This is a genomic window from Paenibacillus sp. FSL F4-0125 (assembly GCF_038008565.1).
GTDB lineage: Bacteria > Bacillota > Bacilli > Paenibacillales > Paenibacillaceae > Paenibacillus_AQ.
In genome coordinates, this window is the sequence record NZ_JBBOZJ010000001.1 from 4,036,195 (window position 1) to 4,059,514 (window position 23,320).

Below are 23,320 nucleotides of genomic sequence, written 5' to 3' on the forward strand. Positions count from 1 at the left end.
TCACCTAAGGACTCACCACCAATGATACGGCAAGTTGATCCCAGTTTACATGGGCTTGCAGACGCTCATTAACTTCTGCCAAAGTAATTGATTCGTAAATAGGCAGAACTTCAAACAGGTCACCACCGCGGAACTGGTAGCGTGTAAATTCATGTGCAATATTCTCAGGGGAGTTCAGCATGCGCAAATATCCGCCTATTTTCTTTTTCCGTGCCCGCTCGAAATCCTTCTCCGCAAAGCCAGTTTTTAAGATTAGATCAATTTCTTCTTTTATTCGTTTTAAAAGCAAATCCGGATCCTTCGTATCCCCACCCATTGCAGAAAAAGCATACTGCGGAGAACTATTAAATTCATGTCCAAAGCTGTCCGAGATCAGTTCCTCATCATATAGTTTTTGATACAATGCTGTGCTGCTACCAACCAACAAATCAAGCATCAGCTTGGTTATCAAATCACGTTTTAGAGAAGCTTCACCCGTTAGACCGTCTACTTTTTCCTTGAAACCAAACATGATTTTGGGCATCGATACGGCAAGCTTGCTTTCTAGACGTTTTGTAGCCACTTGTACTGGTTCATCTTCAAAAATACGCTTGATTTCACCTTGCTTGCCGTAGGTTTTACCCTTTTGGTTACTGCGAATCAAGGAGAATACTTTCTCCGGATCCACGCCTCCAACCACAAACAACAGCATATTGCTTGGATGATAAAAAGCGTTATAACAAGTGTACAGCGTTTCTTTCGTAATCGTACTAATCGATTCTATCGTACCTGCAATGTCAATCCGTACCGGATGCTTTGAATACATCGCTTCAATAAGGCCAAAATACACACGCCAGTCCGGGTTATCAGCATACATATTGATTTCTTGACCAATAATTCCCTTTTCCTTTTCTACATTCTCATCTGTAAAATAAGGTCGTTGAACAAAATCAACGAGCGTACTAAGATTGGTCTCTATATTCTCAGTTGCTGAGAAAAGATAAACTGTCTGATCAAAGCTTGTAAAAGCATTGGCCGATGCTCCATTCGAAGCGAAGGTAGCAAAAATATCGCCTTCTGGCTCTTCGAACATCTTGTGCTCTAAAAAGTGTGCGATACCATCAGGAACAGTGGTCTCTTCTCCGCCTGCGACATGAAAGTGGTTGTCAACAGAACCGTACTTGGTAGCAAATGTTGCATAGGTTTTTTTGAATGTTGGTTTCGGCAGCACGTATACCTGAAGTCCGTTATCCATGACCTCATGATAAATGGTCTCTTCTAGTCTGTCGTAATGAATTTGTTCCATCGTTATTCCTCCTTTCCTGTCAAGAAATAAATCGTATCCAGTTGAAAGGTTTCAGCAGCGGCTTTTACGTCTTCTGCACCGATTTGTTCCACCTGCTGTAATAGCTGATCCGCTGTTCGATCTTTTCCTGACAACTGGCGGTTGAAGTCGTAAGAGATCATTTCAAAAGCTGAATCCGGGATCTCAGAAAGCTGATTGCGGATCATAGCTTTCGTCTGGCTAAGCTCCAGATCACTGATATTGCCAGCTTTCATTTCTTCCAATTGCTTCTCTATAATGTCCACGGCTTTGCCGTAATTTTGCGTTTCGATACCTGATTGAATCGTTCCAATGCCCTTATGTCCGTCGTAACGAGATGAAGCATAGTAAGCAAGACTCGCCTTCTCACGAACGTTAACGAAAAGTTTAGAGTGTGGATACCCTCCTAATATACCGTTGTACATAAGCGCGGAGGCATAGGAATCATCCTTATAAGTAATTGAGGTGCGTAGTCCCAGATTCAGCTTGCCCTGACTGACATCCAGCTTCTCTTCTACTGTCCGTACCTCATTAACCGATACAGGGACGAACTTAGAGCTATATAAGCCCACCTCGGACTGAATGCGACCAAAATGACGCTGTACAAGTTTTTCAACTTCGTCAACTGTTGTGTCTCCCACTACATAGAGATCAAGGATGGCTTCATCCAGCCATGAATTGTAGGATTCATACAAACTTTTCGGAGTGATTCGATCCAGATCTGCTCTTTGCCCCAGAGGGTGAAGACGGTATGGCTCGTTGCGGCACATTTCCTCAATACAACGTTCAGCAGCGTAACGTATCTTGTCATTTACGATGGACTCCAGCTTTTTGCGAACGGTTTCACGCTCCGTTGCAACATACGAAGGTCGGAAGCTTCCGTCTTCAACTAAGGGACGAGTCAGTACTTCTCCTAAGAAAGCGAAGGATTGTTCAAGCAAGTTCTCCTGGTTTTGTACAAAGGAGTCGTTAATGGTATCCATACGGAACTGAACGATTTGGTAATCGCCTCTTTTATAAATATCAAACCCAAATCCAGCGCCATACAGTTCCTCCAAACGCTCGCGGAATTGCGTGGTCTCCGGGTAAGTCGCGGTACCTCTGCGAAGCACGAATGGAGCTAGTGCAGTAGAGGTCACTGTATTCTCGTCCAGAGGAATACCCGCATAAAGTGAGATCGCGTAGGTCTTGAACGCCTTGGTTGGCATAACGTGAATACGCAAGCCTCCAACGGTGCCATGCTGAAATACATTATTAGTCAAGTCCAAAACTCCTTTACGGCGTGGATAGTTGCTCATTATCATGTTTATGAATTATTAACCATTCTAAACCATTCCAAAGTAAGGAAGCAACCGGAAGCCTCTTCCCGGTTGCTCTCTGAAGTTTCTATCCTTCTTATCTACATACAGAAAATATGCTGACCAATCGTCTTGACCTGAGGACGGGTCCAAATCCATTTAGAGGTCGCTGTTTTAGGATTGAAGTAATACAAACATCCTCCGGAAGGGTCCCAGCCATTAAGCGCTTGTTGCACTGCCTTACGTGCTTGTTCATTTGGCTCCAGATAGATTTGTCCATCGGCTACAGCTGTAAAAGCTCCCGGCTGAAAAATAACACCCGACGGCGAATTCGGAAAACTAGGTGATTTCACACGGTTTAAAATAACCGCTGCTACTGCAACCTGACCTTCGAAAGGCTCACCTCTTGCTTCTCCATACACGGCATTGGCCATGATCTTGAGATCATTCTCCGATAAGCCCATCGTATTACCTGAGGACAATCCTGGAGAATTCGTTTTATTGGGCGTATTTGTTTTATTACCAGTGTTATTCTGTGCTGTCTTATTTCCCGTTCCTGAAGAAGGTTCAGTCGGCTTCCAGTTCTTCGTAGCGTTATACAACTTCAGCTTAGTTTTGGCTCCTACAATGCCATCAGACTTCATTCCGAATTTCCATTGAAACCAGGTTACTGCATTCTTCGTTTTTGGCCCAAAATGGCTGTCTATTTTTCCGGCATAATAACCTAAATACTTTAAACGTCCCTGCAATTCATAGACATCCTGACCTGTTGACCCAAGTTTAATGGGTGTTGTACTGAAAGCCGGTAAGGCTTCTTCGTCAGGATTATTTAACTCGTGGACAAATGACGCAGCAGCACTTTGCTTGGTCTGAACAATGCCATTTCCCTTGAAAAACGTTCCTGCAAACGGCGCGGCTGCAAGTGCAAGAGTTAAAGCAGCAAATATCCACATCTTTTGTTTCTTCATAGGGTTCGCTCTACCTTTCTTTTGTTAGTTCTGCATGGATGGCTAAAGTTATTATGACGACTGTCAGTGCATCCTATGCATTTACTAAAAAAGAAGAAATAGCTTTTTATTGTAATTGAGAATTATTATCAACTATAAACAAAATAAGAAAAATATGGAGTTTATATGAATCATGAATTTGAAGGACCACATTTTACTGTGGAACCACGCATTAATAGAAATTATAGATATACGTCATACTTCTCAACATTTTAGTGATATGAATTCACAATAGTCCAAGTAACAGGTTCGCACTTTTAGGGAAAAACTCCCTGAAAATAGTGGATATTCTCTGATAATGAATGGAATCAGGGAATTCCTCCCTAAAAATAAGGCCAATTCCTTTATTTCTTACCAAACTGGATGAATTATAGGGAGCTTTTCCCTAATTGTAAGTCTGAAAACCAATAATCTCAGAATTTCAGGGAGAAATTCCCTAATTATTTTAATGAAGCTTCACTAAAGCCATTATTTGAAGTGTCATTTACATTTCTTCAGCATGAGTAAGGGGTCGACTCCAAGTAGTATGAACTACTTGGAGTCGACCCCCTTTTATTGTCTATTAAAGGCTTAAACTGACTTGTCCAGCTTAAGAACTGATCTTGTTATGCTGATACTGCTCTAGTGATACAAGCACCTCACGCGGCTTACTGCCTTCGTAAGGCCCTATTACCCCACGAGCCTCCATAGAGTCAATCAAACGGGCTGCACGGGTGTAACCAACCCTCATCCGGCGCTGTAACAGCGAGACCGAAGCCTGCTTCGCTTCAAGCACGATCGTTACAGCCTGCTCATATAATTCATCTTGCGGTTCCTGATCTTCAGTAATTGTGTCATCAACCTCTGGAACGATGGACTCATCATATTCTGCTTCTCCTTGACTGCTAACAAATTGAACGATCGTCTCAACCTCTTGATCGCTCATAAACGCACCCTGCACACGAATCGGTTTAGAAGCTCCCATCGGTAAGAAGAGCATGTCCCCTCGACCCAACAGTTTCTCCGCACCTGGCATATCCAGAATGGTACGCGAGTCTACATTGGACGATACACCAAAAGCGATACGAGATGGAATATTAGCTTTAATCAGACCTGTAATGACATCAACAGAAGGACGCTGAGTAGCGATAATTAGATGAATACCAGCTGCACGCGCCATCTGTGCGAGTCGACAGATAGCATCCTCTACATCGTTAGCGGCAACCATCATCAAATCCGCAAGCTCGTCCACAATAACAACAATATACGGAAGTATCGCAGCTGGATTCTCTGCCATCAGCTTATTATAACCTTCCATGTTGCGCGTTCCTGATTTGGAGAAGAGTTCATACCTTTTCTCCATTTCCACAACGATCTTCTTCAAAGCTAAACTCGCCCGCTTCGGATCAGTAACTACTGGAGCCAAGAGATGGGGAATCCCATTATAGACATTCAGCTCTACCATCTTCGGATCTACCATCAAGAATTTGACTTCATTGGGTTTAGCTTTGTATAAAATACTCGTTATAATCCCATTAATACAAACCGATTTACCCGAACCCGTTGCACCAGCCACCAATAGATGGGGCATCTTCGCTAAGTTCCCGATAATCGTCTGACCCGAAATATCACGTCCAAAAGCAATAGATAGTCTGGATTCAGCTTCTTGAAAAATCTGTGTTTCCATAACTTCACGCATAGTTACAACAGACACTTCGGAATTCGGTACCTCTATCCCAATGGCTGATTTACCTGGAATTGGCGCCTCCATACGAATATCTTTGGCTGCAAGAGCAAGTGCAATGTCATCCGTAAGATTAACAATGCGACTAACCTTGACACCAATATCCGGCTGAATCTCATACCGTGTAACTGCTGGACCTCTAACTACTTCAAGAACCTTTGCCCGAACACCAAAGCTCTCAAGTGTAGCTTCTAGCTTACGGGCAGTCTGCATATAATCATTCTGATCCCCCGCTTTACCACTGTTGTTAGGTTTGGCTAGAAGACGGAAAGATGGCAGCTTATAAGGCTTGGGTGGAGGCGGTGCCGGTGGAGCAGGAATGATCTCGCCTTCAGGAGTTGCAGTTAACAATCCATCCAAGTCTATGTTCACATTTTCCTCAGGCTCATTTGAAGGAGGTTGATTAACTTCATTAACCCCAGTAACAGGAACTTTGCCGGTAACGCCACGAGCCGCAGGAGAAAATTCACTCCATTCCTCCCGATCTTCTTCATTCAGACCTTCTGAGCGAATGTGCTCAAAAAAGTCTCGGATAATTGGAGTCACAGGTTCCATATCCATATCAGCATCATCAAAATCATGATGGATATCTTCAAGTGGCGTCACACGACTATTTGCTGAAAGGCCCGAAATGATGGGACCGTGTGAAGCACTTGTTACAATCGACCCCTGATCATCATCCTCAGGATCTACATCTACCTCTGGACGTGTTGATCCTGTGAACCAGCCCGATATTTTTTTCAATAGGACAGGTTGTTTGCGATTAGGCAAATAACGATCATCCTCTTCCTCTTCGTCATCCTCTTCATAGACGGGCTGCTTCACCGGCCGGGTCTTAGCGGGTGCCGCTGCTTTGGAAGGTCTCGCTGCTACTGGGACAGCCTTCGGACGGTTTGCCGCATGAAGACGACTCCCTTCCACAAACTTAACGGTACGCACTCGCAAAAGAGTAATAATCTCCACATAAGAGAGATTTGTAATTAACATAAAACTGATGGCAAGCATGACGATCATTAGCAGCTTAGCTCCCAGACTACCAAAGAGCCACAGGAGTGCAGCATACTCCAAACCCCCGATATATCCACCGCTAATATCCTTACCCAGCATGTAAACATTACTATTGTTAACACCGGGCGAAAGAGATCCCGAAAGATCATTATGTATTTGTGTCATCACGTTGCCAGGATGAAGCAGTGACAACGGGCCAAGCTTCTGCTCCATTGCAGATATCGTGCTCATTAGGCACATGGATAGCAGAAGCAGAAGCACGCCTGTATGCCGACTGTTCCAAGATGAAGGCCATCTTCGGTGGATCATAACCATAAGACCGTAAAAAATACCGACAAGCGGCAACACAAAATAAAATCTCCCTAATAAATAACCCGCCATACTTGAAAGTGATCGCCCTACCGCCGCTTCACCGGACAGAGCAATAACGGATATCGTTATTAGTAAAATTCCATAAATTTCATATTTTAAAACGCTGCCGAGCAGCGCTTTTTTCTTTTTCTTTTTTCGTTTAGCCACGCCAGCCACCCCCGGAACAACATTATACCATATAATGGCGTGGCGTACCTATGTTCTCTTTTGTCAGAAAATGAATCTTTATGTTAACGTAATTATCGCTCCAGGAGAGAACGATGGATCCAAATAACGCTCCAAAGGACAATCCAGCAATCTTACTATGCGAGCGCGTCCTTCCTCCATTGGCTCAACCTGCATTAGCATCCCTTGAACACTAACTTCTCGCGTTGTAGCGTAATTATTAAATGCCCCTTCCCACACCTGTTCCATCGACATTATCGTATAAAGTGTCATTGCGTAAGCCCTCCCGAAATTGCTGCAGTAGGCGCTGCAGAGAAATCTCCACCAATCATGCGGTTAAGATGTGCTAAGGCCGCTCCAATCCCGCCTACCTCATCCATGAGCCCATATTTAACGGCATCGAGTCCCCCAACGGCGGTTCCAATGTCACGATTGAGCTCACCCGTCTTAAACATCAAGTCACGGAACTGATCCTCAGAAATCCGAGAATGGGAAGTAACGAATTTTACTACGCGCTCCTGCATTTTCTCCATATATTCGAACGTTTGTGGTACACCGATTACCAAACCATTCATACGAATCGGATGAATCGTCATCGTTGCACTTTCCGCAATAATCGAATACGTAGAGGATACAGCGATCGGAACGCCAATACTATGTCCTCCTCCAATGACAACTGTTACTGTCGGTTTAGAGAGCGAAGAAATCATTTCGGCAATCGCTAGACCAGCTTCGACATCTCCACCTACAGTATTTAAAATAATAAGCAGACCCTTAATATTCTTATTTTGTTCAGCTGCCACCAGCTGCGGAATGATATGCTCATATTTTGTTGTTTTGTTCTGAGGAGGCATAACAATATGACCCTCAATTTGACCGATAATCGTTATGCAAAAGATATCCGGTTCACCACTAGGAACCGCTGTTTGTCCAAGCTCTTTTATTGCACCCATTGTAGTGGGCGGCATATTCTCATTTGTACTCGGATTTCCCTCTTGTGGTATAACTTCCTCATTCTTTGCTCCATTTGATCCATCCATGTAGTTCATCTTCGCAGCTCTCCCTTTTCTTATGCAGCTCTGGTCTGCTATAGCCTTACTAACTTTCATTAGTATGACATTTCAGGGCCCCGCATTATGCAACCCTCTCCTTATGATGTGAATATAAACAATACAAAAACCCCTTTTCCCGTAGAAACCGTCCAATATTTCCGGGGAAAAGGGGCAATGCCCTAGCTATATATTTATTTAAGGAGAATTCTCCTTACACTTCCATGATAATTGGCAAAATCATCGGTCTACGACGCGTTTGCTCATATAAGAAACGACCGAGCGAATCTTTTACGCTTGTTTTAAGCGAAGCCCACTCATTTACTTTCTCACTCATCAGGCGTTGCAATGTACTGGAAACAATTCGGTTCGCTTCGTCGAGCAGTCCTTCGGACTCACGAACATAAACGAAACCACGGGAAATGATGTCAGGTCCGGAGACAATCGCACCATTTTGTTTGCTAAGTGTAACTACGACAACCAAAATACCATCTTGAGACAGCAGTTTACGGTCACGCAATACAATATTACCTACATCACCTACACCCAGACCGTCAATCAATACGTTACCAGCCGTTACTTTACCAGCTTTACGAGCGGCACCGCCTTGAATTTCCACAATCTCACCGATTTCAGTAATGAAAATGTTCTGAGAATCTACGCCAACAAATTCTGCCAAAAGGGCATGTTTGCGCTGCATACGATATTCACCGTGAATTGGAATGAAATATTTCGGTTTCATCAGGTTGAGCATAAGTTTAAGCTCTTCCTGGCTACCGTGACCCGATACGTGAACGCCGGAATTGGAACCGCTATAAATAACGTTAGCGCCAAGACGGAACAATTCATCAATGGTACGGCCTACATATTTCTCGTTACCTGGTACAGGTGTTGCCGCAATGATAACAGTATCACCAGGCAAAATATCTACTTTACGATGACTGGAACGTGCCATACGGGTCAATGCAGACATTGGCTCGCCTTGGCTGCCTGTGCAAAGAACAACGACACGGTTCGCTGCCATTCTGTTCATTTCTTCAGGCTCAATCAGCATACCATCTGGTACGTTCAAATATCCAAGCTCAGAAGCGATGGATACAACGTTTACCATACTACGGCCAATTACTGTAATCTTACGGCCTGTGGATTCTGCTGCATTAACCACTTGTTGAATACGGTGCACGTTGGAAGCAAAAGTTGCTACAACGACACGTTGTTCAGCCTTGCGGAAAATGTCTTCCAGAACGATACCGACATTCTTCTCAGATGGGGTAAAGCCTGGTTTCTCAGCATTCGTACTATCCGACAAAAGAGCAAGTACACCCTTTTGACCAATTTCAGCCATCCGATGCAGATTTGCAAATTGACCGTTGACTGGAGTGTGGTCAAATTTGAAATCTCCCGTATGAACTACGTTTCCTTCCGGTGTTTCTATGCACACACCGACGGAATCCGGAATACTGTGATTTGTTCTGAAGAAAGTAACTTTGAGCGAGCTTCCAAGTTGAATTTCTGAATCTTCATTGATCAGAATTCGTTTGGTGTCACCAAGCAAGTTTGCTTCCTTCAATTTGTTCTCTACAAGGCCTAATGTAAGTCTTGTTCCATAAACAGGAACATTCAAGTTCTTCAGGACATATGGGAGACCACCGATGTGATCCTCGTGTCCGTGGGTAAGCACAATCCCTCTTACCTTGTCACGGTTCTCTGTCAAATAAGAGATATCAGGAATTACAATATCAATACCGAGCATATCTTCTTCCGGGAACTTGAGTCCCGAATCCACGACTACTATGTCAGCTCCATATTGAATGACATACATGTTTTTCCCGATTTCTCCGACTCCGCCCAATGCGAAAATCATCAATTTATCGTTGTTGTTTTTTTTGGACAAATGAATCTAACCCTCCTATGATGTTGGACGTCATACTTTTATTGGTAAATATTGAACTTCGATTATTTCAGCGGCGCTGAACACATTCTTCAAACAGCTGATAGCTTCCTTAATTAACAAGGATATTCCTGATATCTGTAAAATGCGCAATGCGAAAGCTCCCGATTCCGGGCAGTAAAGTTCATATTGAAGCGGACAAATGCCGTCAAAATTCACCGTCGCGCCCCTCGCGCGAAGACATGTCAATCATTTACACAGACTCATCTTGGGACCTATCCTGTCTCACAATGTATACCATTGACGGAAGATTACCGCATATTTAATTTTAACCGCACCCAGTCACTTAAGAACATTATACATGATTTTTTTGGCAAAAGACAAGTCACCCTGTCGCGTATCCAAATTCTTTCCTTAAATGTGACCCAATATTTCAGCAAAATATTATAAAAATAAAAACCGGCTCTCCAAAGGAGAAGCCGGTGTAAATACTAAAATATCACTGGTCAGCTCTTATTGAAATAATGCCTCAATAAAAGCCGCTTCAGCTTCTGTAGGTGAAATAAGCGGCAATCTGACGCCTCCAACAGGCAGCCCCTTCAGACCTAAAGCATATTTAACCGCAGAAGGATTCGGTAGAGGTTGAGGACATTCGAACAATCCTTTGAAAATTGGGAACAATTGCCGATGAATCTCTCCTGCTCGTAGAACGTTTCCTGAGCTATATGCGTAGATCATTTCTGACATCTGTGCACCAACGACGTGACTAGCTACACTGATAATTCCGTATCCTCCAACGGCTAGACTAGCTAATCCTGCTGAATCATCACCAGTATATACGCGAAAGTCATCGGAACACGAAGAAGCAATAAGTGTAATTTGATCGACAGATGCACATTCTTTTGTCGCAACAATATTCGGAATTTCAGCAAGTCGTAGGGTTGTGTCTACGCTCATACTTACACCCGTGCGACCTGGAACGTTATACAACATGACTGGCAATGAAGTCTCCGAAGCAATTGCGGAAAAATGCTGATAAAGCCCTTCCTGATTAGGCTTATTATAATACGGGACGACCAATAGCACGCCATCCACACCAATTTTCTCAGCTTCCTTCGTAAGGTGAATCGAATGTTTCGTATTATTGCTACCTGTCCCAGCGATGATTTTGCAGCGACCATTCGCCTTCTCAAGTACAAAAGAAAACAGCTGCAATTTCTCCTCATCACTTAACGTTGGAGATTCTCCGGTCGTGCCACAGACAACCAAAGCCTCTGTTTTCTGTTCCTCAATTAAATAATCGACAAGCTCTGAAGTTACATCCCAGTTGATTTCTCCATCCCCGTCAAAGGGGGTTACCATGGCTGTTATTAATCTTCCGAAATCCACTTTGAATTCCTCCTTGTCAGCGGTGCAATTCAAACATAGCATGCAGCGAACGCAGGGACTGCACCATGTCCTCTTTCTTCACCAGCACCCAAATCGTTGTATTCGAATCTGCGGATTGGAGAATCTGAATATTTTGTGAGCTAAGTGCCTCAACAATGCGAGCCATAATACCTGGCACACCGTTAATTCCGCCTCCGATAACGGAAACTTTTGCACAACCTGATAAGCTCTTAGGACGCAAACCCAATTGCTGGAGTACCGAGATGGCCTTTTCTGATTTGTCATCGAACACAGTATAAAGTGCTTCCGTAGGTGTTACATTAATAAAATCAACGCTTATTCCGTTGTCCGCCATACTTTTAAAAATTTGCAGTTGAACGCCCGTACCATTTCCGTCTGGACACTCCACAGAAATTTGGGTAACGTTGCTAACGTAAGCAATACCTGTTACGAAGCGATCTACAATGCCACCAGACTGGATGTCGTTGAATCCTTCTGGATTTGTAACCAGTGTACCTTCAGCCTCTGAAAAGGTTGAACGAACTCGCACTGGAATTTGTGCCTGCATAGCAATCTCAACCGCACGTGGATGGATTACTTTTGCTCCTTGATGAGCCATGTTACAAATTTCTGTATAACTAACATACGTTAGCGGTTTTGCATCTTCAACGATCCGCGGATCTGCTGTAAGAATTCCGTTCACATCTGTATAGATATCAACCATATCTGCATGAAGAGCAGCACCCAAAGCAGTAGCAGAGGTATCACTTCCTCCACGGCCCAAAGTCGTCAAGTCACCAGCTTCAGTCTGTCCTTGGAACCCCGTCACTATAACCACTTTGTCTTCACGCAGTTCGCGGAGAATTCGTTCAGGACGTACATCTAGGATTCTTGCATTGCCATAGTTACTATCTGTCATAAACCCAGCCTGAGCTCCCGTTAATACGGTAGAAGCAATCCCTTCATTCTCCAGCAGTCCACAAAGTGTAGTCGCAGAGATAATCTCACCACAGCACATCAAGAGATCCTTCTCACGCTCAGGTAATGCATCTCCATTCTGCACAGCCCAATCCAGTAGAGTGTCTGTTGCATAAGGTTCTCCGCGTCGGCCCATAGCCGAAACTACGATGACCAAACTATAGCCGCTTGCGAGCTCCCGTTTGACATTACGAATTACGTGCTCTCTAGCTTGTGGCGTTGAAAGTGATGTTCCTCCGAATTTTTGTACCAGAATACCCATGTATAATTCCTCCATTATTGTTAAAGCAAACACACTAATCATTCGTAAACAGAACTAATATCGTTTCTAAACGAGCAATTCCATTACAGTACGTAAGCTTATTTCTTAAGTAAAGTTCTAATATTTTGAAAAATGGTTGTACCGCCCTCGAAATGAGGACGGTAGCAGTAGTGCTTATATTGTTTTGGTAGCAATGATCTCAGCAATGGGTATGGCAGATCTTGGCTTTGAGCGTTAACGGCCGTGTCTCTTGATTAAGAGGTAACTCTGACCACGGCAGCATGTAACTTCTCATTGCTCATTTGATACATCTCCCCTTTTATTGACCGCAACTAATTCTACCGATTCCGCCCTATTCTAGACAGAGTGAAACTTTTCAACAATCATCGGCTGTAGTTGTTTACCTTGCAAAGCGGCATAGCAAGCTTCTGGGATAAGATCCATACGCGCTACTAACGAGTTAGGTTTGCCCTCAGGGTTATCCTGTCCGAATGGCACAAAATAAATATGTTTGGCCACAAGAAGCTTAGCAATATTTGCTGCATTAAGACCTAAGCCATCATTTGTAGATATCGCCAGAACAAGTGGACGTCCATTGCGCATCTGCGATTTTGCAGCCATGAGCACTGGACTATCGGTCATAGCATTTGCTAATTTACTCGTTGTATTTCCAGTGCATGGTGCTATTGTAAGCACATCCAGCAGCTTGGAAGGACCCAGCGGTTCCGCTTCAACAATTGTAGAAATGATATCATTACCTGTTATATCTTTCAACTGTTTTAGCCAATTTTGCGATGTTCCAAAGCGGGTGTCGGTCCCTAGTACGGATGCTGAAACTATGGGCACTACGTTTGCTCCCCCGTCTACGAAGCGTTGAATTTGCGGCATTACCTCAGCAAACGTGCAGTGAGATCCGGTAATCGCATACCCTACTGTTTTTCCGTGCCAATCCATTTTATTCGTCCCCCTTGATTAAAGCCTCGTCCGATATCGACTGAACCAGCGCATTTGCCATAATAATCCCAGCGCTTTTAGGAGCTACAATGCCAGGGAGTCCAGGTGCCAGCATCGCTTTAATTCCTCTTTTCTCAGCATAACGAAAGTCACATCCACCTGGAGCGGAAGCTAGGTCGACAATTAAGCAATGCGGTGAGATTCGTGAGAGTACTTGTGCGGTGATGATCATACTTGGAATTGTATTAAATATCAGATCAACATCTGGCACATGAAGCAATAGTTCACTGGTCATAAAAGGCTTCCAGCCCATTTCCTCTGCTCGTGCATAATGTTCCTGTTTTCTAACTCCGGCTTTAACACTAGCACCCAGTCCTTGCAGACTTCTTGCCATCGTAAAACCTGTTCTGCCTAAGCCCAGTACCATCGATTTGGAACTGTGAATAGTAAAATCCGTGTTCTGTATGGCCATAACCAGTGCTCCTTCCGCTGTTGGGATGGAGTTATAAATGGCTACATCATCACGATTAAGCAATTCAATTAACTTTAATGAATGCTTGGCGCACATGCTGCGCAAGTAGCTTTTGGCCATACCGCTATACACCAAACAATGGGGTGGCAGAGCAGTAAAATGTTCCTCCAAGAGCATCAAGCGATCAGAAGAAAATAGAGCACTGATATTCCCTTCGTCATCACAACCAACTGTAGGCAACACTAATACATCTGCATTACTAAGCAGCTCTACCGACATCTGTTCCAGGCTAACCCCCGGGCAAGGGGCTTCCCACTTATCGAACCCGGCAGCGCTTACCGTCGCATCCAATTCCACACATTTCCGAATCACTTCAAGCTGTCTCGCGTCCCCGCCCAGGAACACGATCCTGACGCCAGTAAGCATAGGGATGACGCTCCTTTCAACATACACTATCGACTATAGAGCATCTTATGCTGGGCATTCTTAATGGGTGAAAAGCGGAGAAGAATTACTATGCAGACTTAAATGTAAAACTTATAATTTGTCATATTTGAACAAAAAAAGCTTGCAAATCACGCCGATTAGGCATAGATTCGCAAGCTTTATAATGATTTGTATTATTTCCCAGTGTGACCGAAGCCTCCGGCGCCGCGTTCAGTTTCGGATAGAGTATCAACCTCAACCAAAGTTACCACTGGTACCGCTTGAAATACCATTTGGGCAATACGCTCATTACGAGCAATCGCAAACGGCTCCTGGCCTAGATTGATCAACAACACTTTGATCTCTCCACGATAATCAGCATCAATCGTTCCTGGTGTGTTCAAACAAGTAATCCCATGCTTCAAGGCTAGTCCACTTCTTGGACGAATCTGAGCTTCTAATCCGTCTGGCATAGCTAATGATATGCCAGTTGGAATTAATGCACGTTCTCCAGGTGCAAGAACAACTTCGTTTTCAACAGCGGCATAAAGGTCATACCCGGAAGCCTGTTCTGACATTTTACAAGGAAGATTAACATCCTCGTTTCCAGCTAGTTTATTGATTTGTACGTGATAAGACAAGATCATCTCTCCTAACATTTGCAATAGCTTTATCTGTTGAACCTACCATCGCTAAAGAAAGCGGCTCAGCAAACATATTATCAAGCACACTGTTGATATTGTCCATCGTAACTAACTGAATCTTAGCGATCATATCGTCTAATGTGTTGTGTTTTCCGAGCATAAGTTCATTTTTTCCGATACGATTCATCCGGCTACTAGTACTTTCAAGGCTAAGAATGAGGCTACCTTTAAGCTGCTCCTTGCCTTTTCTCAATTCATCTTCACTGAGGCCCTTAGTAGCGAGTTCGTACATCATTTCTTTAATAAGCTCCATTACATCCTTGGTTTGCTTTGGTGCTGTTCCAGCATAGACCGTGAACAATCCAGAATCCGCTTGAGAACTATGATATGAATATACAGAATAGGCTAGGCCTCGTTTTTCACGAATCTCTTGGAACATCCGTGAGCTCATCCCACCGCCAATGGCATTATTAATAAGCACCATAGCATATTGTAATGGATCACCAGAGCGGACCCCTGGTAAGGAAAGACAAATATGATTCTGTTCTGTTTTTTTGCGGTGGAACAACATTTCCCCATAATAATCCGGTGGAGTCAGCGGCGCAGATATGCCATGATTAGCAAAAGAACCAAAATGCTTCTCCAGCAGCTCAATCAGTCCATCGCTGATGTTGCCCGCTACACTTATTACCGTATTCTCAATCGTATACTGCTCTTTCATGTATGCACGAAGATCATCTGGCTTCATCTCCTCTAGCCGTTCCTTTAAGCCAAGGATAGAATACGCAAGCGGATGATCCTTGTAAGCAGCAGCACACATCAAATCATGTACAAGATCGTCTGGTGTGTCCTCGCACATTGAAATTTCTTCAAGGATGACATTCTTTTCTTTCTCCAGCTCTTCAGCATCCATACGTGAACGGAAGAACATATCTGCTAACACATCTACTGCGATGGGCAGATGCTCATCCAGTACTTTTGCATAATAGCAAGTGTATTCCTTAGAGGTAAATGCATTTACATTGCCGCCAATAGCATCGAACTGCTCGGCGATGTCCTTAGCACTATATCGGTCTGTACCTTTAAAAAGCATATGTTCTACAAAATGGGATATCCCGTTGTTTCCAGGGTTTTCATTCCGCGAACCTGTCTTTACCCAGATGCCGAATGAAACGGATCGGCCTGTCGGAATTTTTTCCATTACTACTCGCAATCCATTGGATAATACTATTTTTTCCACTTCAAGTCCTCCTGGCAATAGCCATGTTCTATCTAAATTAATACACGTGCCTATAATCCTACCAGAAATAGATCACTCACTCAACATCAGAGGGGATTAGACGCTCCGCTGAGAGTGTTTGGCTAACTGTACCTAGCTGTAACCCTTTTGCCTTTATCCCGCGTATCATGGCCTTCAGCGCCTTGGAGGATGAGGCAGTCGGATGCATTAGAACAAGTGTGCCGGGTTCAGCTTTACTTGTGATTTTGACAACAATGGATTCAGGAGCAGGATTGCGCCAATCCACTGTATCCACAGTCCAGAGTACAGTCTTTAAGCCCAAACTGCTAGCAATTTCTACTGTCTCTTGATCGAAATCACCTGATGGAGGCGCGAACCATTTATTAGTGACTCCAAGCGATTCCTTTAACAGCTTTTGTGTCTTCTCAATTTCTACGGTGGCCCGCGCTCGACTTAAGGTACTCATATTGGGGTGGGTATACGCGTGATTCTCCATCTCATGACCACGCTTTAGCATTTCTGCAGCTAGCTCCGGATTTTTACTCAACCAGCTTCCGTCCAGAAAAAACGTAACTTTCACGTTCTCTTCATCCAGAATATCCAGCATTGGCACAATGTACTGATTTCCCCAAGCCACATTAATCATCAGTGAAACCATCGGTTTCGCCGGATTTCCGCGATATATAGGTTCTGCTCCCAGTTCATTAAGCGATACTTTTGGTTCGATCTGTCGATACACAAACTTAATGGGTTCTTTTGGCGCCAAAAGAGCATTCCGATAGGTACTCTCTACATCAACCTCAAGTCCGTTATAGCCCGGAATGGCTTTCCAGACCCGGTCAACCACGGCATCCACTGGGGGCGCATTTAGCTTAGCAGCTGCGGTCTCAATCCTCAGACGAAGATCATTGTTCGCCGCCTTAGGAATATCCTTCCACACTGCAAGATCATCCTGCGGTTTCAATTGTGCAAGCATGTCCTTGACCGGCCCCTGTGTGCTGCCAATTCCTATCACGATTGCTACACAAGCAACCACTAATGCCACCTTTTCCGTCTTCATGACGACTTCCTCCCCGATAGAAACGAATTTCAGGTTCGTTCCACACGATTACAAGACACTTTGTCCCAATCTATGAGACAAGGGAGGAATTTATGTCATGAACAGATACAAGACTAATAGATAGGAATGTTTGCTACAGTTTTCCAGCTTCGTTCATATAAAAAAAGAGCCAGAACGTAAATCGCTTCTGTCTCTTTTAATAATGAAATTAGATCCCTTTAATAAAGGTTATTACTAAGATCAAACTTACGCTTTAGCTCCAGTTTCCGAAGTCAACACTGCTTTACGAGACAGGTTAACCCGGCCTTGTGGATCGATCTCAGTAACTTTAACGGTAATGGTGTCACCAATAGCAACAACATCTTCTACCTTAGCTACACGCTCAGTAGACAATTGGGAAATGTGTACCAATCCGTCTTTGCCCGGAATAAGTTCAACAAATGCACCAAATTTCTCAATACGTCTAACTGTACCCACATAGATTTCTCCGACTTGTACTTCACGCACAAGACCTTCGATAATCGAACGAGCCTTTTGGATCATTTCTTCATCTGATGAACCGATAAAGACACGGCCATCTTGTTCGATGTCGATTTTCACGCCGGTTTCTTCAATAATTTTATTGATAATCTTACCACCAGCACCGATAACATCACGGATTTTGTCCGGATTGATGTTGATAATAATGATTTTTGGAGCATATTTGGACAGATTAGGTCTTGGCGCAGAGATCGCTTCATTCATTTTGTCCAAGATGAACAGACGGCCTTCTTTAGCCTGCTGAAGTGCATCTTGAAGAATGTTGCGGTCGATACCGGCAATCTTAATGTCCATTTGAATAGCTGTAACACCTTCTGCTGTACCAGCTACCTTGAAGTCCATATCTCCGAGATGATCTTCCATACCTTGAATATCCGTCAGGATGGAGACATGATCTCCGTCTTTGATCAGACCCATTGCTACTCCGGCTACTGGTGCTTTGATTGGCACACCAGCGTCCATCATAGCCAGAATGCTGGCACAGATACTTGCCTGGGAGGTAGAACCGTTAGATTCAATCGCTTCTGATACTAGACGAATCGTGTACGGGAATTCAGTTTCACTAGGAATTACCTTGGATAATGCACGTTCTCCAAGTGCTCCGTGACCGATTTCACGACGTCCTGGTGCTCTAAGCGGACGAGCTTCCCCTACGCTGAACGGCGGGAAGTTGTAATGGTGCATGAAACGTTTCGTTTCAGTAGGATCGATTCCGTCGAGGATTTGTACATCACCTAGAGCTCCAAGGGTACAAACGCTAAGGATTTGTGTTTGTCCACGTGTGAACAGACCGGAACCGTGTGTACGCGGCATCAGGCTTGTATCACATTCAATCGGACGGATTTCATCAAGTTTACGTCCATCTGGACGAACCTTATCATGCGTGATTAGACGTCTTACTTCATCCTTCACGATATCATGTAGGACTTCTTTAACATCTTTCAGAAGCTCCGGTGCTTCTATGTACTTCTCTACGAAATACGCAACCGCTTCATCATTAACGACATCAATCGCTTCCTGACGAGCATGTTTTTCAGCAATTTTAACGGCTTCCACCAGACGAGCCTCAGCAAATGCACGGACCTCAGTATTCACGTCAGCATTCACTGCATGCAGCTTCACAGCCATTTTTTCTTTACCAGCCACTTTGACCAGTTCTTCAATGGTTGCAACGATCTTACGGATTTCATCATGACCGAACATAATCGCTTCGAGCATCACATCTTCCGTCACTTCGTTCGCTTCTGCTTCAACCATCATGATTGCTTCCTTCGTTCCAGCAACCACTACATAAATATCACTGATTGCTTGCTGAGCCATATCCGGATTGATCACAAACTCTCCATTAATCCGACCTACAGCAACGCCGCCGATGGGTCCATCAAAAGGCACATCGGAAATACTAAGTGCAGCTGAAGTACCGATCATAGCAGCAATATCTGGTGCGCAGTCCTGATCCACACTCATTACCATGTTCAATACCTGAACATCGTTACGGAAACCTTCAGGGAACAGTGGTCTGATTGGACGGTCAGTCAAACGGCTGGACAGAATCGCTTTCTCACTCGGTCTGCCTTCCCGTTTAATAAATCCGCCCGGAATTTTACCTACCGCATATAATCTTTCCTCATAGTTAACTGTAAGCGGGAAAAAATCCAGGTCCTTCGGCTCTTTCGAAGCCGTAACGGTACATAATACCGAAGTATCCCCATAACGCACCATAACGGCTGCGTTTGCTTGTTTAGCTAGTCGGCCCGTTTCCAGCACAAGGCGTCTTCCGCCTAGCTGCATTTCTACACGTTTTTCCATAAATACCTCCTTGAATAGTAGTAGACCCGCAGTCAAATATAGCAGGTTCACATATCGATCTAATGAATCGGAAAGGCTTGTCCCCAAGCTAAAAACGCCTTAGGCGTCCTTATAAGGACGGAAGCGTTTATGCGAGAATTATAAGAATAAAGTATAACGTATACTTTCTTATAATTTAAGGTATGTAGCCTGTTCTGTATGCATATAAGAAGAAACGGCTAAGTCTTACAGATGAAGTACAGTCGCCGTTTTTACGAATAATCTCATCAGTCTTGCTATAAAGTTTTCCCTAAATTTTCAAAAAGCAACCCAGCTGTCCCGCTGTCGCTCCGAGAAGGACATACGGTATACAACCAGGCTGCTTTAAGGGTTATCTTATGGAAAATTAACGACGCAATCCCAGTCTTTCGATCAGGGCGCTGTAACGTCTGATGTCTTTGTTTTTCAAATACGCCAGAAGTTTACGACGTTGTCCAACCATTTTCAACAATCCGCGACGGGAGTGATGATCTTTCTTGTGCGTACGCAAGTGGTCAGTCAAATTAACGATGTTCTCCGTTAGGATAGCAACTTGCACCTCAGGGGATCCAGTATCGGATTCGTGAGTTTTGTGCTCGTCGATCAATTGATGTTTACGTTCTTGAGTCAATGCCATCCTGTTCACCTCCTTCAATATAATCGCCACTAGCCTCGTCACCGTCGGTGAGAACGTGCAACCAAGCTAAGGTTATGATGCTGTAAGCCAGCAACGTTTATTAGTATAGCATCTCCATTAACAAAAGTAAACGGCTTGTCCGGGATGACTATAGATTATACCCCAAAATCTTCTTTGCGGTTTCTGCATCCTCACCAATTTGAGTGATCAACGCATCTATAGATTCGAATTTCCGTTCAGGCCGAATGTAAGATACTAATTCTACCTTGAGCTCTTGATCATACAAGTCTCCTTCGAAGTCAAACAGATGAACCTCAAAGCTTGGAGTCAAAACACCGTCATGAAAAGTAGGTTTAACGCCCACATTCATAACCCCGTAAAGAACTTTATCCTTATAAAAGACTCGGACGGCATAAACACCTTTAGTTGGTATTACAAAATGAGCACTGAGCTTCAAATTCGCCGTTGGAAAACCAATTGTGCGACCTCTCTTCTCACCATGACCCACTTCACCACGAAGATAATAACAACGTCCGAACCAGGAATTTGCCAGCTCTAAATCCCCGTTTTGGAGACTTTTGCGAATGCCTGAGCTGCTGACCTTTTCTCCTTCAAGCAGAAAAGGGGGAGCAACCTCTACATTCATAACACCTTCACCCAGCTTGCGAAGCATCTCAACATCGCCTTCACCTTGATAACCAAAACGAAAGTCAAAGCCGACAACTGCAGTTACAATATGTAGCGGCAAAAGCATAACAGAGACAAAATTTTGTGGACTTACACGGGAAAGCTGCTCATTAAATTCAATAACATATAAGATATCGACACCCATACTAGCTAGAATCTCCTGCTTTTCTACGGGTGGCGTCAAATACCCTTCATAATCACCCTTACCCATAACATCTTTAGGATGGGGATGAAATGTAAGGACTGCGGCCGGTACACCTTGTTTACGGGCTAAGGCCACAGCGGATGTAATGACGCTAGCATGTCCACGATGCAATCCGTCAAACTGCCCTAGAGCAGCCACTTGAGGCTGAGCCCACTCTGCAGCAGTCTCCGGAGACATCGGATAGGTTAACGTTACGGTTCTCACGCTGTTTCTCACCTACAATTCACTTGGTAAAATAGATTTAAGCTTGTGCAAACACCTTCACTGGAGCTATTGCACCTGTATCTTCCAATTCATAAATGCCAAGAAATCCACCTTGAAGATCGTATAGCCGAAATTGACTGTTCGTCTTCACCTCTGGAGCGATAAATCGCGAGGACAAACGCTGCCCCTGCAAAGCTGCCTTCTTTTTCTCATCCATTACAGTGTGCTTTGGCATATGAGAAATGGCTTCGTCTGCAGCGATTAAATGATCTTCCAATGTTCCGGCTTCCTTGTGAGTCGCAATATCCTCTAGCGTAAGACAATGACTAGCAGAAATCCCTGCCGACATCGTTCTCTCAAGCTTTACCATCACACCCGGTAGTCCAAGTGCTCGTCCGATATCAACACAGAGCGTACGAATGTACGTCCCCTTAGAGCAAAGCACCCGGAATGTGATATCGGGATGATTGCCTTCCCAAGTCATATCCGTCATTTCAATTTCATAAATCTCTACTTCACGGCTTTTACGTTCAACGGTTTTACCTTCTCTTGCTAACTCATAAAGACGTTTGCCGTCAACTTTAACCGCAGAATACATCGGTGGAACCTGAGAAATAACCCCTTTAAATGAAGCAAGCACTGATAGAACCTCTTCTTCAGTTACATGCACCTCATCTACAGTTTCTATAATAGTCCCAGTTAAGTCCTCAGTATCACTGGACATCCCCAGTCTCAGTGTTGCCACATATTCTTTGGGCAACTCCTGAATATACTCCACAACACGAGTAGCACGACCCAGACAAAGCGGCAGTACACCTGTCACCTGAGGATCAAGCGTTCCCGTATGTCCGATCCGTTTCATACCGAGAATACGACGCGCCTTGGCTACAACATCATGTGAAGTGAAGCCTGCCGGCTTGTAAACCGCCAGTACACCTTCTAATTCACTCATAAATGACGTCTAACCTCCTCAAGCACCTGAGCTATTGACTCTTCAAGTGTAGCTTCTATACGCGCACCTGCAGCACGGGTATGACCGCCACCTCCAAACGTTTGCGCTAGATCAGCCACGTCCACCTTACCAGCAGAACGCAAACTAACCTTAACCGCATGTTCATGAATGACCTTGAAAAGAATTCCTACTTCCACACCTCGAATATTACGAGGGTAGTTCACAATTCCTTCTAAATCTTCATTCGCAGCAGCACATTCGATCATATCCTCAGGTGTAACATACAGCCAGGCAATATTCCCTTCGGGTGATAATTGAAGAGTATTTAACGCTTTATTTAGAATTTTAATCTGTGGCAATGTCATTTCTTCAAGTAAGGTTTCAGCCAGTTCAGGACCGTTAACACCATATGAAAGCAGTTCGGATACGGCCGCCATTACTTTAGGTGATGTGTTGGTATATCGAAATCCACCAGTATCTGTCAAGAGACCAGTGTATATTGCTGTAGCAATATCGATGTCCCATGTAATCTCGAACGTCTTTAGCAGATCGAACAAAATTTCCGCAGTCGCAGCAGCATCCGGTTTGATTAAATTCACAAGTCCATAACCGTTATTAGTTGGGTGATGGTCAATATTCAGGATTAGAGCATCATTCGCAAAATAGCGATGGGTCAGCCCTACTCGCTGAAAATCAGCACAATCCACACAGATAACATTGCTGTATTGACGGGGCGGTTCACTAGAGGCCATATTGATGATTTCATCCGAATGCCATAAGTATTCCATCCGCTTCGGTATCGGTCCTTCATTCAGCATAGTGTATTTTTTGCCCAGACATGAGAGAAGCCAGCCCACCGCTAGGGTGGAGCTGACTGCATCTCCGTCCGGCTGAACATGCGACACTACAAGGTAATCGTCGTGTTCCAGCAGAAACTCACGGGTCTGCTGGAGACTTTGTTCATAGCTCTGCATTCGCCGTCTCCTTTATAAAGGTTGTTCAAAATAGCCTTAAGCTATTTTGAACT

19 protein-coding genes are annotated in these 23,320 nt (G+C 44.1%); all 19 read right to left on the minus strand.

Going from position 1 to position 23,320, the window contains the following annotated elements; translation table 11 throughout:
• Positions 1-4: 4 nt before the first annotated feature.
• Entirely contained in the window at positions 5-1,285 is a 1,281-nt protein-coding gene (yfmH, locus tag NST74_RS17865; RefSeq protein WP_341113638.1) for an EF-P 5-aminopentanol modification-associated protein YfmH, read from the minus strand.
• 2 nt (positions 1,286-1,287) lie between these two features.
• A complete protein-coding gene (yfmF, locus tag NST74_RS17870) occupies positions 1,288-2,565 on the minus strand; it encodes an EF-P 5-aminopentanol modification-associated protein YfmF (protein WP_076119577.1) in 1,278 nt (425 codons plus the stop codon).
• Positions 2,566-2,702: 137 nt separating this feature from the next.
• Positions 2,703-3,569 (minus strand): spore cortex-lytic enzyme, encoded by an 867-nt coding sequence (sleB, locus tag NST74_RS17875; RefSeq protein ID WP_341113639.1) that lies wholly within the window; start codon positions 3,567-3,569, stop codon positions 2,703-2,705.
• 628 nt (positions 3,570-4,197) lie between these two features.
• Positions 4,198-6,858, minus strand: coding sequence for an FtsK/SpoIIIE family DNA translocase (locus NST74_RS17880; protein ID WP_341113640.1), 2,661 nt, complete (start codon positions 6,856-6,858; stop codon positions 4,198-4,200).
• Positions 6,859-6,936: 78 nt separating this feature from the next.
• Complete coding sequence (locus tag NST74_RS17885; protein ID WP_042128829.1) at positions 6,937-7,149, minus strand: YlzJ-like family protein; 213 nt, start codon at positions 7,147-7,149, stop codon at positions 6,937-6,939.
• The gene (locus tag NST74_RS17890; RefSeq protein WP_375103285.1) at positions 7,146-7,925 is read right to left on the minus strand and encodes a ClpP family protease; all 780 of its coding nucleotides are present in this window, start codon (positions 7,923-7,925) and stop codon (positions 7,146-7,148) included. The genes NST74_RS17885 and NST74_RS17890 overlap by 4 nt, the downstream gene beginning before the upstream one ends.
• A 214-nt stretch (positions 7,926-8,139) precedes the next feature.
• Complete coding sequence (locus tag NST74_RS17895) at positions 8,140-9,819, minus strand: ribonuclease J (protein WP_341113643.1); 1,680 nt, start codon at positions 9,817-9,819, stop codon at positions 8,140-8,142.
• A gap of 510 nt (positions 9,820-10,329) precedes the next feature.
• Complete coding sequence (dapA, locus tag NST74_RS17900; RefSeq protein WP_341113644.1) at positions 10,330-11,205, minus strand: 4-hydroxy-tetrahydrodipicolinate synthase; 876 nt, start codon at positions 11,203-11,205, stop codon at positions 10,330-10,332.
• A 16-nt stretch (positions 11,206-11,221) separates the two neighbouring features.
• Entirely contained in the window at positions 11,222-12,445 is a 1,224-nt protein-coding gene (dapG, locus tag NST74_RS17905; RefSeq protein WP_042128835.1) for an aspartate kinase, read from the minus strand.
• Positions 12,446-12,802: 357 nt separating this feature from the next.
• Positions 12,803-13,399: a dipicolinate synthase subunit B gene (locus NST74_RS17910; RefSeq protein ID WP_042128837.1), complete on the minus strand. Its 597-nt coding sequence runs from the start codon at positions 13,397-13,399 to the stop codon at positions 12,803-12,805.
• 1 nt (position 13,400) lies between these two features.
• Positions 13,401-14,297, minus strand: coding sequence for a dipicolinate synthase subunit DpsA (gene dpsA, locus NST74_RS17915; protein ID WP_042128839.1), 897 nt, complete (start codon positions 14,295-14,297; stop codon positions 13,401-13,403).
• Positions 14,298-14,491: 194 nt separating this feature from the next.
• Complete coding sequence (gene dut / locus NST74_RS17920) at positions 14,492-14,944, minus strand: dUTP diphosphatase (protein ID WP_445668145.1); 453 nt, start codon at positions 14,942-14,944, stop codon at positions 14,492-14,494.
• Entirely contained in the window at positions 14,913-16,181 is a 1,269-nt protein-coding gene (locus NST74_RS17925) for a M16 family metallopeptidase (RefSeq protein ID WP_341113646.1), read from the minus strand. Before NST74_RS17925 ends, dut begins: the two co-directional genes overlap by 32 nt.
• Positions 16,182-16,257: 76 nt before the next feature.
• Positions 16,258-17,241 (minus strand): polysaccharide deacetylase family protein, encoded by a 984-nt coding sequence (locus NST74_RS17930; protein WP_341113647.1) that lies wholly within the window; start codon positions 17,239-17,241, stop codon positions 16,258-16,260.
• 246 nt (positions 17,242-17,487) lie between these two features.
• On the minus strand, positions 17,488-19,590 hold the full coding sequence (pnp, locus tag NST74_RS17935) for a polyribonucleotide nucleotidyltransferase (protein WP_341113648.1): 2,103 nt from the start codon (positions 19,588-19,590) through the stop codon (positions 17,488-17,490).
• A 385-nt stretch (positions 19,591-19,975) separates the two neighbouring features.
• Positions 19,976-20,245 (minus strand): 30S ribosomal protein S15, encoded by a 270-nt coding sequence (rpsO, locus tag NST74_RS17940; protein WP_036656390.1) that lies wholly within the window; start codon positions 20,243-20,245, stop codon positions 19,976-19,978.
• A gap of 148 nt (positions 20,246-20,393) precedes the next feature.
• Complete coding sequence (locus NST74_RS17945; RefSeq protein WP_042128851.1) at positions 20,394-21,341, minus strand: bifunctional riboflavin kinase/FAD synthetase; 948 nt, start codon at positions 21,339-21,341, stop codon at positions 20,394-20,396.
• A 37-nt stretch (positions 21,342-21,378) separates the two neighbouring features.
• The gene (gene truB / locus NST74_RS17950) at positions 21,379-22,293 is read right to left on the minus strand and encodes a tRNA pseudouridine(55) synthase TruB (RefSeq protein ID WP_341113651.1); all 915 of its coding nucleotides are present in this window, start codon (positions 22,291-22,293) and stop codon (positions 21,379-21,381) included.
• The gene (locus tag NST74_RS17955) at positions 22,290-23,267 is read right to left on the minus strand and encodes a DHH family phosphoesterase (protein WP_341113652.1); all 978 of its coding nucleotides are present in this window, start codon (positions 23,265-23,267) and stop codon (positions 22,290-22,292) included. Before NST74_RS17955 ends, truB begins: the two co-directional genes overlap by 4 nt.
• Positions 23,268-23,320 lie beyond the last annotated feature (53 nt).

Excerpts from the sequence above, each read along its gene's own strand:
- NST74_RS17890 (WP_375103285.1), bottom strand. The coding sequence starts at position 7,925 with ATGAACTACATGGATGGATCAAATGGAGCAAAGAATGAGGAAGTTATA.
- yfmH (WP_341113638.1), bottom strand. The coding sequence starts at position 1,285 with ATGGAACAAATTCATTACGACAGACTAGAAGAGACCATTTATCATGAG.
- sleB (WP_341113639.1), bottom strand. The coding sequence starts at position 3,569 with ATGAAGAAACAAAAGATGTGGATATTTGCTGCTTTAACTCTTGCACTT.
- pnp (WP_341113648.1), bottom strand. The coding sequence starts at position 19,590 with ATGGAAAAACGTGTAGAAATGCAGCTAGGCGGAAGACGCCTTGTGCTG.
- NST74_RS17910 (WP_042128837.1), bottom strand. The coding sequence starts at position 13,399 with ATGGATTGGCACGGAAAAACAGTAGGGTATGCGATTACCGGATCTCAC.
- dapG (WP_042128835.1), bottom strand. The coding sequence starts at position 12,445 with ATGGGTATTCTGGTACAAAAATTCGGAGGAACATCACTTTCAACGCCA.
- truB (WP_341113651.1), bottom strand. The coding sequence starts at position 22,293 with ATGAGTGAATTAGAAGGTGTACTGGCGGTTTACAAGCCGGCAGGCTTC.
- rpsO (WP_036656390.1), bottom strand. The coding sequence starts at position 20,245 with ATGGCATTGACTCAAGAACGTAAACATCAATTGATCGACGAGCACAAA.
- NST74_RS17885 (WP_042128829.1), bottom strand. The coding sequence starts at position 7,149 with ATGACACTTTATACGATAATGTCGATGGAACAGGTGTGGGAAGGGGCA.
- NST74_RS17955 (WP_341113652.1), bottom strand. The coding sequence starts at position 23,267 with ATGCAGAGCTATGAACAAAGTCTCCAGCAGACCCGTGAGTTTCTGCTG.
- NST74_RS17930 (WP_341113647.1), bottom strand. The coding sequence starts at position 17,241 with ATGAAGACGGAAAAGGTGGCATTAGTGGTTGCTTGTGTAGCAATCGTG.
- dut (WP_445668145.1), bottom strand. The coding sequence starts at position 14,944 with ATGATCTTGTCTTATCACGTACAAATCAATAAACTAGCTGGAAACGAG.
- dpsA (WP_042128839.1), bottom strand. The coding sequence starts at position 14,297 with ATGCTTACTGGCGTCAGGATCGTGTTCCTGGGCGGGGACGCGAGACAG.